Source organism: Gardnerella sp. c17Ua_118 (genome assembly GCF_055804255.1).
Genome location: NZ_JANUYT010000001.1, coordinates 337,203 through 349,591, shown reverse-complemented (window position 1 = coordinate 349,591; position 12,389 = coordinate 337,203). Strand labels below are relative to the sequence as shown.

The following is a 12,389-nucleotide window of genomic DNA, read 5'->3' as shown; positions in this document are numbered from 1 at the left end:
CTAGATTTTTACATCTCTTCTAACATTTTGTGAACAGTATTCAGCAATAAAGTAACGCCATTTTCAAATTGATCTTCTTTAGGAAGTAAAGACAATGCTAAGTATCCATTAGTTGGCATGTCAAAATAATATCCAGGTTGAGAAACCAGCTTGTAGTCTTTAATCAAGCGCAAAGCTAATAAATCATCATCTATACAAGAAGGAACGCGCAACAAAATATTCCATCCGCCTTCTGCGCGCAATGCACTAACGCAACAATTTGGGTAGTTTGCAAGCATTTTTCTAAGCGTTTTAAGATTAGAGCGTACTCGACTTTGAACAATCGCAGTTTGCTCTTTAGCGCATTGCAATAATTCTGGAATTCTTTCTGATACAGTTGCGCCAATTGGAAGAAAATCATCCGCAATAACGTCAAGTCGTTTCATTGCTTCTTGCACATCTTGACTTGGTCCCGAAACCTCAATCCACCCAACTTTTGCGTGCGGAGCTGCAAGCATTTTTGAAAATCCATCTAAAGCAAAAACAAGTGTTGATTGTTCTCCTGCAAGTCTTGAATTTTTGGCAAATGGTTCTAAAGAGTAATCGTAGAAAACTTCATCTGCAATAATCGCAACATTATTTTTATTGCACAAACTCAACAATTGCGCTCTTTCTTCTGGCTTAACATAAGAGCCTGTTGGATTATTTGGGTTTATTAAAACAAGAGCACGAATACGATTATTTGCGTTTTGCAAAAGTTCTTTAACTCTTGGAACATCAATAGTCCAAGAACCATCGTAAACAAGCGGATATGGTATAGATTTTACGCCTTGCAGTCTTGCAATAGATTCAATAAGAGGATACCCAGGAGTTGGAGCTAAAACTGAGTCACCGCAATCGCACATTAGCATCATAAGCCATGCGTATGCTTGAGAAGTAGACGATAATACGTATAGATTATTTGGATTAAGAGCTTTTAACGAATTACTTTTTTGATCTACGGTATTTTGACTTGTAACATCTTGATCTGCGCGATTATCTCTAGCATTTATAAAGTCAGCAAGAATGCGTCTAACTTCGATTGGCCCTCTAGGATCTGCTGTATATTTTGCGCTTAAACATTTTGGAGCAAGACCATGCACTGTTGGGTTTGAATCGTTAAGTTTTGTGAGTTTAATACCTTTAGACATAGCAACGCGTTGAGCCAGAATAATTGGATTTGGCTCGCTTACATCAACTCTAGAAGAAAATCGCACTCGACTACACTAGCGCATTGCATAACCAAATATAAAAAATGCGCCGAACGCATAAGCATCCAGCGCAAATAAAGTAAATAAAACAAATAAAATATTAAAAAACTTACTTGTTTCTTTGTTGCATTGCATAGTAAGCTGCGCCAATAATACCAGCTTCGTTATGCAAAGATGCAACAACAATAGGAGTCTTAATATCGATATGCGGCAAGAACTTCTCGCTCACACGGCTAACGCCACCGCCAACAACAAACAAGTCTGGATTAAAGTACTTTTCCATTAATCCGTAATACTTAGTTAAGCGCTTAGCCCACTTTTTATAGCCCATATCCAACTTTTCGCGAACAGAAGAAGCAGCATACTTTTCTGCATCTCCCTTTCCTTTTTCTAGCTGAATATGACCAAGCTCTGTGTTTGGAATAAGAACGCCATTGTAAATCAAAGCAGTTCCAATTCCAGTGCCTAATGTTGTTGCAATAACTAAGCCATCTTTATCTTTTGCAGCACCAAAATGCTGTTCTGCAAGACCCGCAGCGTCGGCATCGTTAACAACTGTAACAGGACGACCGCAAGCTTCGCTAAACACTTCTGTAACATCCACACCAATCCAAGATTGATCAAGATTTGCCATAAACTCAAGCTTCTTGCCTGGCTTAATAGGCGCTGGGAAAGCAATACCAACAGGAACATCTTCAGGCACATCAAAATGCTCGAGCTGCTGACGAACAATATCTGCAACAGCTTGAGGTGTGGAAACCGCTGGAGTTAGAATCTTATAACGAGGTTCCGCAAACTCACCTTTTTCCAAATTTACTGGTGCAGCTTTAATGCCAGAACCACCAATATCTACGCCAAACGCTTGTGCAGTGTCAATCATCGCTAACACTCCCCTCTGAATGTGGACAACGGGATATCACGTTTATTCTACAATATTGTTAAAGCGACACGCTTATATAGCAGCATTTATCAAAGCATTTATCAACTACATAATGGCTTTTATAAACACAAGTAAAATACTACTTTAAGCAATACTACTTTAGGTAATTAAGCAATACTACTTTAAGTAGTTTTGAAGCTCTTTGTTTATTAAACCATTTGAAGCAATAACGTCGTTTTCGCGTCTCCAGTGGATTGAGTCACCATTCCATTGTCGAACATGACCTTGAGCTTCTTTAACAACAACAGCACCAGCGGAAACGCCTGGAATATCCCACTCGTGAAGATGCGGCTCAAAATAAGCGTCGTAAGTGCCATCAGCAACCTTGCATAAATCGAGAGAAGCAGGGCCAATGCGCTTAATATCTGCTGGACATTCTTCCTCAAGCGAAGAAACAACATCCAATGCTCTTTTAGATTCGCCTGGAATATAAGACATTCCGTAGCAAACAACAGAACCGTGCAATGTTGATGTAGTAGAAGGCGTGATTTTCTCTCGCTTTTCTCCATTAGGAGTTTTGCGAATACGAATAGCACCCTGACCTTTAGCTGCTAGATAGGTAAGCCCTAAAGCTGGAGCATGAACAACTCCAAGAACAGGCCTTGCGGAGCCTTGATCATTAAACTCAAAAAGCGAAACAGTTAAAGTCCACTCTGCCATATCTCGATTAAAGTTAATAGCACCGTCAATATTTCCAACGCACCAAAAACGATCACCAATATTGCAATTTTCTGGACGATTACGCCAAAATCCCTGGAAAGTATTTATGTACGTAAGACGATTTTCAATAAATCGTACGAGCTTATCTCCAAAACCAGAATCTGCTTGATTCGGATCCCCCAAAACCATCATGCTTGCCATATCTCTAGGATTTAATTGGTCTTGATACGCATGCTTACCAACATCTTCCAAAATTCTAGCGACTTCAAGAGCAACATCGCGTAAATTCATACTTGCCATACTTTACTCACCTCTTTAATTTCCCCACATCTTATTACGTTTTTATCTATTTCAAAAATCTTGCAACTATCCATAAAATCTGCAACTATTTTACTCAACTAATCAAATTAAACCAAACTTCCACACGCAAAATTCCAATAAAATCAATAAACTTTCACATTTAATACAAGTTCTATAAAAAGTCTTACAATGCAAAACGCATAATAAAACAAATTCTTAAATTTCTTAAACCAGCCTTAGAATTAATTAATAAACCTAACATCTCTCTTAGAAGATTATAACATGACTTATAACATGACTAAAGTATCAGACTTAAAAACACAGAACTTAATTAATATTCATTCAAATAATCCTTCAAATAATCCTTCACTAAAAAAACCAGGACTTCTTGTTTTAGATGTAGACGCCACTCTTATTGAAGAAGAAGTTATAGATTTATTAGGAGACATTGCTGGAGTTGGCTGCGATTTGGCATACATAACGTCTAGAGCAATGCAAGGAAAAATGGACTTTAATACGTCGCTAAAACTAAGAGTTTCTATGCTTAAAGGACTTGACTATTCTTGCGTTAAACAAGTTGCGCAAAATATTCATGTAACAAATGGAGCTAAAAAGCTAATTAGCACATTGCACTCTTTTGGATGGAAAGTTGGAGCTGTTAGTGGCGGATTCAAGCAAGTTTTAGACGATTTTTTACCAAAACTAAACATAGACTTTTGGGTTGCAAACAATCTAGAAGTCGTAGATTCTAAACTAAGTGGAAAGGTTATTGATCCAATAGTAAATCGTCAATATAAAGCAAAAGCATTGACTAATTGGGCGAGCAAGAACAATATTGATATTGCTCAAAGCGTTGCTATTGGAGACGGCGCTAACGATATAGACATGATTAAAACAGCAGGATTAGGCGTAGCATTTTGCGCAAAACAGTTATTAAAAAGTCAAGCTAAAGCAAGCATAGATACGCGAGACCTAAGCCTAGTTTTAGATTTACTAAGCTAACATTTAATCCAAATAGAATTAATCCAAGTAAGATTAGCCCAAGTAAGATTAGCCCAAGTAAGATTAGCCCAAGTAAGATTAATCCAAGTAGTATTAGCTCAAGTAAGATTCACTACTTAAGTGCGCTCCTCTTGCCCAATCTGCAGCATTCATAGCTTTTTTACCTTGCGCTTTAACTTCTAAAAGCTCAATAGCTCCACTTGCACATCCAACCCAAACATTGTGCTTTTTTGCAAGAATCTGCCCAGGTTTAAGCTCGTTTAGATTATGCAATGCAATATCTTCATCTTTTGCTAATGCGCAAGAAAGAACGTGCAAAGTAATTGTTTGCAAATCACTAGAATCAACATGAAGATTGCACCAAGCTCCAGGATTTGGCGTGCAAGCACGAATCTGCCTATCGATTGCAAACGCTGGAATATCAAAACGAATATGAGCATCTTCAACAGTGATTTTTTGAGCGATTTGGCAAGGCGTAGAGTCTTGCTCAACAGGAATAATTTGACCAGATTCCATACCAACAAGAGCAGAGCAAAGAAGATTTGCACCATCATTGCTTAATCGAGTGAGCAAATCACCAGCTGTTTCATGAGCTCCAATCTCGGTAGTCATTTGTGCAAGAATCGGACCTTCATCCATTCCGCGCGTAATCTTAAAAACTGTTGCACCTGTAATATCATCTCCAGCCCATATTGCGCGCTGAACAGGAGCAGCACCTCGCCATTGCGGAAGAAGCGAAAAATGCAAGTTATACCATCCTAGAGGAAGAGCATCCAAAACAGATTGCTTAAGAATCTTTCCGTACGCAACAACGGCCGCAAGCCTTGCGCCAGTAGCTTTTAGAGCACTCACACACTCTTGCTCATTGCTAGGATTAACCTCTAAAACAGGAATTCCAAGCTCAATCGCAGCTTTTTTAACAGCACTAGGAACAAGCTTTCTACCTCTGCCAGTCGGAGCATCTGGACGAGTAAGAACAGCTCGCACATCAAAATGTTCTTTATCTTCAGCTAGCGCGCGCAAAGGAGCAACAGCAACATCTGGAGTTCCAGCAAATAAAATAGGCAATACCATAAGTCAACTCCTTAAAATACTAAGAATCCTTAAAATCCTAAATCCTAGCAAAATGCATCTTTTAGCTTGCTAAAGAATCCCTTTTTATTGCCCACTGGCTCTGCAATAGCATGTTGCTTTACTTCGCTAACTTTTTCATCGTGCAAGTTTGCAAACTTTTCAATCAAACTACGCTCTTCTTCGCTAAGCTTTGTTGGAATATTAACAAGAACGTGAACAATAAGATTTCCTCTATCTTTGCTTCCAAAAGCAGTAACACCCAAATCGTAAAGAGGAATCGTGTCTTCGTTTTGCGTTCCAGCAGGAATTTCAACACTCTTTTTGCCATCAAAAGTATCAATATCTACTTTGTGACCAAGCACAGCCCAGCTCATTGGAACGTCAATCCAGCAATGTAAATCGTTTAAGTCTCTAGTAAATTGCTCGTCTTTACGAATGCGAACGTCAACATACAAATCGCCAGCAGGACCGCCACATTCGCCTATTGCTCCTTGAGACGCAAGTCGCAAGCGAGAATTGTCTTTAATTCCAGCAGGAATCGTGATTCCAACTTCTCTAGAAGTGCGAACGCGACCATGACCGTGGCAATTTGGGCAAACATTTTTAATAATCGTTCCGTGACCTTCGCAAGCGCGGCAAGGTTCCGAAGACATCATTTGACCAAACATTGTACGAGTAACTCGCTGCACAAAACCAGCACCCTTACAATCTGGGCAAGTTATAGGGTCTGATTTATCTGCAGAGCCCTTTCCAGCACAATCTTGGCAAAGACCGAAAGTTGAAACATGAACCTTAGCGTTTCCACCAAAAACAACAGTTTTAAGATCAACCTTAACTTCCGTTAATGAATCTTCACCACGATTAACGCGCGGAATAGGAGATCCAGCATTAGCACCAAAAGACCCAGAGAAGAACTGGTTTAGAATATCTCCCATATCCATATTCATATTTGCGTACGCGCCAGCGCCAGCACCAGCTCCTGATGCCGATAGATTATTTGGATCTACGCCCATATCTACCATTTTGCGTTTTTCTGGATTAGACAAAACGTCGTATGCAGCGTTAACTTCCTTGAACTTGTCTTCAAACTCAGGTCCTGCAATATCTGGATGATACTTACGACTTAACTTTCTATAAGCTTTGCGAATCTCATCGTCGCTAGCGTTAGAATCAACACCTAAAATCTTGTAATAGTCAGTCACTTAACTCCCCTTTTATGTTCTAAAATTATTTTTGCATAAGGCACAGCCAGCTAATATTTATGAATTTTCAGATATAAACGTATTAAGATATTTTGCTACAGCTTTAACAGCCGTCATTGTTGCAGCATAATCCATGTGCGTAGGTCCGATTGAGCCAATAAACGCCGAATCGGAATCTGAATTGTATCCGTAAGCGCTTGTTACAACAGAAGCATTTAAAAGACCAGGCGTGTGAGTTTCCGAGCCTATTGCAACGCTAACGCCACTTGCGCAATCATTTGCCTCCTCACTTAGCGAAGTCATTAAACGCATAATAACAGCTTGCTCTTCTAAAGCGTCAAAAAGAGACGCAAAATCGCCAATATTTTGTCTATGCGCAAGTTGAGAAGCTCCAGCCATATACAAATCGTGAGAATGCTCGCCATTATGCATATCTTCTAATGCGTTAGCAAGTTGACTAATAACTTGCAAAGCAGACGCTAAATCCTTACGATTTGCAAGCAAATAAACACGTTTTGAAGCATCTAAAAGAGAGGCTCCAACGCAGCTCTCATTAACCATATTAACTAAATGCAATAAGTCGTCTGGATTTATGTTAGAGGCTTGAATAATGTGTTGCGCAACTCCTCCAGCGTCTGTAATAACAACAACTAGAAGAGTTGAAGACGATACTTGAACAATCTCAATTCTTTTTACTTTTGACTTCGACAATGCAGGAGACGCAACGAGTGCGACTTGACCAGTTATGCTTGCAAGAAGTCGCGCTGAGCGTTGTAGAGTGTCTTGTAAACTAACAGATCCACTTAAAAACGTGCGAATCCCTCGTCTTTGCGCATTAGAAAGCGGGATTAGCGCCGCCATTCCGTCAACGAAATATCTGTATCCTTTTTCTGTAGGAATTCTTCCAGCAGAAGTATGTGGCTGAATCAAGTAGCCTTCTTCTTCTAGAAGAGACATATCGTTGCGAATCGTTGCAGAACTAACGCCTAATTTGTGATTTTTAGCTAAAGATGCAGACCCAACAGGCTCATGCGAACGAATATAATCTTCAACAACCGCACGCAATATCATCATGCGTCGTGATTGCATTGATTCTCCTTTATTAAAACATCAAACTCTGTTAAATAGCGCTAATAATTTTTATAAATAGCACTAATCGTTTATTAATTCACTGCTAACTATTATATATGCCAAAATAATATGTGATAACAATATGTGATTAAGTATTATTAAGTATTTTTTAGTAAATCACTTTTACAGAATAACAACTAACTATAAATATAAACTTTTGTTAACTTTTGACACACTTTGTTAAAAATTCGTCTGATATAAAAGATAGGATTAAAGGGCAATGTGAGGGTAATGGCCAGCGTAAGCTGTGCGCAAAAACCCGAATTATTGGAAGGAAAGTAGATCACATGACCGATTTCAACTGGTCTGCATTAGACGAGCGCGCCGTAAAGATGGCGAAGGTTCTCTCGGCTGATGCTGTTGAGCGAGCAGGACACGGACATCCTGGCTCCCCTGTTTCATTGGCACCAATTGCGTACACCTTGTACCAGCACTTCATTAAGCACGATCCTGCTGACCCAAAGTGGGCTGGCCGCGATCGTTTTATTCTTTCTGGCGGTCACGCTTCGCTTACGCAATACGTGCAATTGTTCTTCTCTGGTTACGGCTTAACTCTTGACGATCTTAAGTATTTCCGTGGCGGTGCAGACACGCGTACTCCTGGTCATCCAGAATATGGCTTAACTCCAGGCATCGAAATGACTACTGGCCCACTCGGTCAGGGTCTTGCTTCTGCTGTTGGTTTCGCTTATGGCCAGCGCTTTGAGCGCGGTCTTCTTGACCCAGAAGCTCCAGCTGGAACTTCACCATTCGATCACAAAGTGTGGGTTATTTGCGGTGAAGGCGACGTTGAGGAAGGCGTTTCTTCTGAAGCTGCTTCCTTGGCTGGAAACCAAAAGCTTGGCAATTTGACTGTAATCTTCGATGCAAACCACATTCAGATTGAAGGCGATACTAAGCTCACCTTCTCTGAAGATATTCTTGCTCGTTACCGTGCATACGGTTGGTACACCGACGAAGTTAGCTTCATTCAGCCAGACGGTTCCTACAAGGAAGACGTTCAGGCTTTGGCTGCAGCTATCGAAAAGGCTCAGGAAGTTACCGATAAGCCTCACTTCATTAAGGTTAATACTTTGATTGCTTGGCCAACCCCAGGCAAGACCAACAACGAAGCTTCTCACGGCTCTAAGCTTGGTGAAGAAGCCGTTAAGGGCTTGAAGGAACTTTGCGGTTTCGATCCAGAAGTTTCGTTCCCAATCGACGAAGAAGCTTTGGCTCATGCTCGCAAGGTTGCCGAGCGCGGTTTGGCTGCTCACAAGGCTTGGGATGAAGCTCTTGCAAAGTGGGCTTCTGCCAACCCAGATAAGGCTGCTCTTTACGATCGTCTTAAGGCCGGCAAGCTTCCAGAAGGCTTCGACAAGGCTATTGACGACTTGGTTGCTGGCTTCGAAGTCGGTTCCAAGGTTGCTACCCGTAAAGCTTCTGGCGCAGTTCTTAACGCAATTGCTGCTGTTATGCCAGAACTTTGGGGCGGTTCCGCTGATTTGGGCGGCTCCAACAACACCAACATTAAGGGTGCTGACTCCTTCGGCCCATCCGAGGATGCAACTCGCACTTGGCCAAACGTTTCCGAGTACGGCCGTCAGCTTCACTTTGGTGTGCGTGAGTTTGCAATGGGTGCTATTACCAACGGTATTTTGCTTGGTTCTAACACTCGACCATTCAACGGCACATTCTTCCAGTTCTCTGACTACGAGCGCCCAGCAGTTCGCTTGGCTGCTTTGATGGAGATTCCAAACCTCTACGTTTGGACTCACGATTCCGTAGCTTTGGGCGAAGATGGTCCAACTCACCAGCCAATCGAACACTTGGCTGCTTTCCGCGCTATTCCTCAGCTTGAGGTTGTACGCCCTGCAGATGAGTACGAGACTGCTGAAGCTTACCGCTACTTCTTCGAGAAGAAGAACAACTACCCAACCGCTATGATTTTGACACGTCAAGGCGTACCAACCCTCGCAGAAACTGCTGAGAAGGCTCGCGAAGGCGTAAAGCACGGCGGTTATGTGTTGGTTGACTGCGAAGGCACTCCAGACGTAATCATCATGGCTACTGGTTCTGAAGTTCAGTGGGCTGTTGCTGGCGCCAAGACTTTGGCAGCAGAAGGCATTAAGGCTCGCGTTCTTTCTATGCCATCTCTCGAGTGGTTCGAAGAGCAAGACGAAGAGTACAAGGAAGCAATCCTTCCAAAGTCCGTCAAGGCTCGCGTTTCCATCGAAGCTGGTTTGGCATTGCCTTGGTACAAGTATCTTGGCGATTGCGGCAAGGCTGTTTCTATCGAACAGTACGGCTTGCAGGGTGACGGCGGTCAGAACATGATCGACTTGGGCATTACTGCTGAGCACGTAGTAGAGGCTGCTAAGGCTTCTATCGAAGAAGCACGCGCTTAAGATAGAAATTAAGCAAAATAAAAAACTTGATGTGTCAAAATAAAATTGATTCATCACAAAACTCGAAGTGCTAATTTAGCAACTTCACTGGAAACAGCAAAGGCGTGTTGATGTTAAGCTACAGTTGGTTTAGCATCAACCGCTGTTTCCTGTAAAACGCCAACACTACCAACGTGTTCCAACTGGTGGAACACAGTGTTAAGGAGATAACATGACTGAAGCAACGCAGCGCACTAGCGATTCCGGCGTTTCTATTTGGTTGGACGATTTGTCCCGTACCCGCATTGAGTCTGGTTCTTTGCAGGATTTGATCGCTAACAAGAATGTTGTTGGTGTTACTACCAACCCATCTATCTTCCAGAAGGCTTTGAGCCAGGTTGGTCCATACGACGCACAGCTTAAGGAACTCGGCAAGGTTGACGTTGAAACCGCTATCCGTGAGTTGACCACCACCGATGTTCGTAACGCAACTGATATCTTCCGCGAGATCGCTGAAAAGACCGACTTCGTTGACGGCCGCGTCTCCATCGAAGTTGACCCACGTTTGGCTCACGATACTGCCAACACTGAAAAGCAGGCTGAAGAGCTTTGGGCAAAGGTTGATCGTCCAAACGTTATGATCAAGATTCCTGCAACTTTGGAAGGTCTTCCAGCTATCACCGCTACCCTTGCTAAGGGTATCTCCGTGAACGTGACCTTGATCTTCTCCCTCGAGCGTTACGAGCAGGTTATCGACGCCTTCATCGAAGGTATCGCTCAGGCAGCTGCTAACGGCCACGACTTGAAGCACATTGGTTCCGTAGCTTCCTTCTTCGTTTCCCGCGTTGATACCGCTGTTGATAAGCTCCTCGAAGCTAACGGCTCCGAAGAAGCTAAGGCTCTTGAAGGCAAGGCTGCTGTTGCTAACGCTCGCTTGGCTTACGAACTCTTCGAGAAGAAGTTCGCTGCCGACCCACGTTGGGCTGAACTTGAGGCCAAGGGTGCAAAGAAGCAGCGTCCACTTTGGGCTTCTACCGGTACCAAGAACGCGGCTTACTCCGATTGCAAGTACGTTGATGAGTTGGTTGCTGAGCATGTTGTTAACACCATGCCAGAGAAGACTTTGAACGCTCTTGCTGATCACGGCAACGGTGCTGCTTCCATTAAGGGCACTTACGAAGAGAGCCACGCTGTTATGAACAAGCTTGCTGAACTTGGCATCAACATCAAGGATGTTACCGACAAGCTTGAGGCCGACGGTGTTGCCGCCTTCATCAAGTCTTGGGATTCCGTGATTGCTGACGTACAGTCTGGCATCGATCGCGTAAACGCCTGATTTGATTAATCAGTAATAGCTAAACATAAACCGCACATGTGTGAACTAATCCACTTGCATGTGCGGTTTTGTTTTGCGTTTTTATCAATCGCAATAAAAAAGCTACCCAGTGTTATTTTCTAAGCTAAGTAATTGAGAAAGACAGACAGTGTAGTGCTGTCTCTTTTCACGTAGAATTTTTTAATCGGCAGAAATATATATGATGGATAGGTATGTGTTCCTGCCTATTTTTATGCAATTTTTCAAAACAATAAAAAGAACATTATTAGATTAATAAGGAGGATCTATGAAAAATACGAAAAAATGCCCAAAGTGTGGGGGAAGTGAAATTATATTTGTGCCTGGATCTGCTGGGGCTTATGGGACTGGAAATAATGTTATGACTGGCCATACAATTATGTCGGCAGTACCTGTTGATAGGTATATTTGCACTGCCTGTGGTTTTAGCGAGGAGTGGATTGACCTTGATAATATGGATAAATTAAAAAAGAAATATGATGAGATTTAAATGAGAGTTACTTTTATATGTGACTGGGATAGATGATTAATAAACCAAATGTGCCAATTTGCTTTGTAAAGCTTTATTTCAGCTGCCTTTCTCACACTCATCAATCATTCGGTTAAATTCAGATCTTGATGAACCAACCTTAGCTGAAGCAACATCAAGAAAAATATCTGCAACAAACCAAGTCATGTGAGAAGCAGCAAGACGAGTAAGACCAGACACCTGAACAGCAAGGCTATCCAGCTGTTTTTTACGATTTGTGCTCACACGAGCATAAACCCCAACCGCATAATCCTTAATTACACGCTGAGGATGGATGACTATCACATCTTTATTCAATTCATTCATATTATCCATAGCCATCTCTCCTTATTATTAGACTAACGAAACTTAGATTTCTTCTCCATGATAATTAGCCTAAAACTTATTTTCCCACTTCACAGGGTGGGCGCAAAGTGGCGAATCGACTTGCATGGGCGCTTTGACAGAGCTTGAAATTGCATAACGCATTTCAAGCTCCTTCAAAGCGTGATTTGGCTCAAATGTAAAGTCCAGTGGACTTTACATGCCAAATCAGCCGAGCGGCTGCTAATAGCCGCGAGGAATAACATAATTCGCGAATGCACTTCGATTCGCTGAGCTTG

General features: G+C 42.1%; 12 protein-coding genes. 4 read left to right on the top strand and 8 right to left on the bottom strand.

All coding sequences use genetic code 11. From position 1 onward, the window contains the following. Nucleotides 1-8: 8 nt before the first annotated feature. The 3 genes from NYP69_RS01520 to NYP69_RS01510 all read right to left on the bottom strand — a co-directional run bounded on the left by NYP69_RS01520 (nucleotide 9) and on the right by NYP69_RS01510 (nucleotide 3,129). The gene (locus NYP69_RS01520) at nucleotides 9-1,235 is read right to left on the bottom strand and encodes a pyridoxal phosphate-dependent aminotransferase (protein WP_004130914.1); all 1,227 of its coding nucleotides are present in this window, start codon (nucleotides 1,233-1,235) and stop codon (nucleotides 9-11) included. A gap of 103 nt (nucleotides 1,236-1,338) precedes the next feature. Beyond that, on the bottom strand, nucleotides 1,339-2,109 hold the full coding sequence (gene ppgK, locus NYP69_RS01515) for a polyphosphate--glucose phosphotransferase (protein ID WP_004130916.1): 771 nt from the start codon (nucleotides 2,107-2,109) through the stop codon (nucleotides 1,339-1,341). A gap of 177 nt (nucleotides 2,110-2,286) precedes the next feature. Beyond that, on the bottom strand, nucleotides 2,287-3,129 hold the full coding sequence (locus tag NYP69_RS01510) for an inositol monophosphatase family protein (protein ID WP_004130917.1): 843 nt from the start codon (nucleotides 3,127-3,129) through the stop codon (nucleotides 2,287-2,289). A 294-nt stretch (nucleotides 3,130-3,423) separates the two neighbouring features. On the opposite strand from NYP69_RS01510, the gene serB reads away from it, so the two are divergent. After that, on the top strand, nucleotides 3,424-4,131 hold the full coding sequence (serB, locus tag NYP69_RS01505) for a phosphoserine phosphatase SerB (protein WP_032835943.1): 708 nt from the start codon (nucleotides 3,424-3,426) through the stop codon (nucleotides 4,129-4,131). On the opposite strand, the gene NYP69_RS01500 is transcribed toward serB, so the two are convergent. The 4 genes from NYP69_RS01500 to hrcA are packed head-to-tail and all read right to left on the bottom strand — an operon-like array spanning nucleotide 4,128 to nucleotide 7,481. Further along, a complete protein-coding gene (locus tag NYP69_RS01500) occupies nucleotides 4,128-4,214 on the bottom strand; it encodes a pentapeptide repeat-containing protein (protein ID WP_413436094.1) in 87 nt (28 codons plus the stop codon). The two genes, serB and NYP69_RS01500, sit on opposite strands and share 4 nt — an antisense overlap. 10 nt (nucleotides 4,215-4,224) lie before the next feature. After that, nucleotides 4,225-5,205 carry a methionyl-tRNA formyltransferase gene (gene fmt / locus NYP69_RS01495; RefSeq protein ID WP_020758961.1) on the bottom strand — a complete coding sequence of 327 codons (981 nt, stop codon included), beginning with the start codon at nucleotides 5,203-5,205 and terminating at the stop codon, nucleotides 4,225-4,227. Nucleotides 5,206-5,249: 44 nt separating this feature from the next. Next, the gene (locus NYP69_RS01490; protein ID WP_020758960.1) at nucleotides 5,250-6,407 is read right to left on the bottom strand and encodes a DnaJ C-terminal domain-containing protein; all 1,158 of its coding nucleotides are present in this window, start codon (nucleotides 6,405-6,407) and stop codon (nucleotides 5,250-5,252) included. A gap of 57 nt (nucleotides 6,408-6,464) precedes the next feature. Further along, complete coding sequence (gene hrcA / locus NYP69_RS01485; protein WP_018615761.1) at nucleotides 6,465-7,481, bottom strand: heat-inducible transcriptional repressor HrcA; 1,017 nt, start codon at nucleotides 7,479-7,481, stop codon at nucleotides 6,465-6,467. A 344-nt stretch (nucleotides 7,482-7,825) separates the two neighbouring features. Here hrcA and tkt point away from each other — a divergent pair, with 344 nt between their 5' ends. The 3 genes from tkt (at nucleotide 7,826) to NYP69_RS01470 (ending at nucleotide 11,748) form a co-directional block, all read left to right on the top strand. Beyond that, the gene (gene tkt, locus NYP69_RS01480; RefSeq protein WP_248901206.1) at nucleotides 7,826-9,925 is read left to right on the top strand and encodes a transketolase; all 2,100 of its coding nucleotides are present in this window, start codon (nucleotides 7,826-7,828) and stop codon (nucleotides 9,923-9,925) included. A 211-nt stretch (nucleotides 9,926-10,136) separates the two neighbouring features. After that, entirely contained in the window at nucleotides 10,137-11,240 is a 1,104-nt protein-coding gene (tal, locus tag NYP69_RS01475; RefSeq protein WP_004117904.1) for a transaldolase, read from the top strand. Nucleotides 11,241-11,526: 286 nt separating this feature from the next. Next, nucleotides 11,527-11,748, top strand: coding sequence for a hypothetical protein (locus tag NYP69_RS01470; RefSeq protein WP_004111696.1), 222 nt, complete (start codon nucleotides 11,527-11,529; stop codon nucleotides 11,746-11,748). 78 nt (nucleotides 11,749-11,826) lie between these two features. Here the strand turns inward: NYP69_RS01470 and NYP69_RS01465 are convergent, their stop codons facing one another. After that, a complete protein-coding gene (locus tag NYP69_RS01465) occupies nucleotides 11,827-12,102 on the bottom strand; it encodes a recombinase family protein (RefSeq protein ID WP_004133097.1) in 276 nt (91 codons plus the stop codon). Between the last annotated feature and the right edge of the window lie 287 nt (nucleotides 12,103-12,389).

Bases quoted from the DNA above. Each gene is read 5' to 3' on its own strand.
- NYP69_RS01465 (WP_004133097.1), bottom strand. From the start codon at position 12,102: ATGGATAATATGAATGAATTGAATAAAGATGTGATAGTCATCCATCCT.
- fmt (WP_020758961.1), bottom strand. From the start codon at position 5,205: ATGGTATTGCCTATTTTATTTGCTGGAACTCCAGATGTTGCTGTTGCT.
- ppgK (WP_004130916.1), bottom strand. From the start codon at position 2,109: ATGATTGACACTGCACAAGCGTTTGGCGTAGATATTGGTGGTTCTGGC.
- hrcA (WP_018615761.1), bottom strand. From the start codon at position 7,481: ATGATGATATTGCGTGCGGTTGTTGAAGATTATATTCGTTCGCATGAG.
- serB (WP_032835943.1), top strand. From the start codon at position 3,424: ATGACTAAAGTATCAGACTTAAAAACACAGAACTTAATTAATATTCAT.
- NYP69_RS01470 (WP_004111696.1), top strand. From the start codon at position 11,527: ATGAAAAATACGAAAAAATGCCCAAAGTGTGGGGGAAGTGAAATTATA.
- NYP69_RS01510 (WP_004130917.1), bottom strand. From the start codon at position 3,129: ATGGCAAGTATGAATTTACGCGATGTTGCTCTTGAAGTCGCTAGAATT.
- tal (WP_004117904.1), top strand. From the start codon at position 10,137: ATGACTGAAGCAACGCAGCGCACTAGCGATTCCGGCGTTTCTATTTGG.
- tkt (WP_248901206.1), top strand. From the start codon at position 7,826: ATGACCGATTTCAACTGGTCTGCATTAGACGAGCGCGCCGTAAAGATG.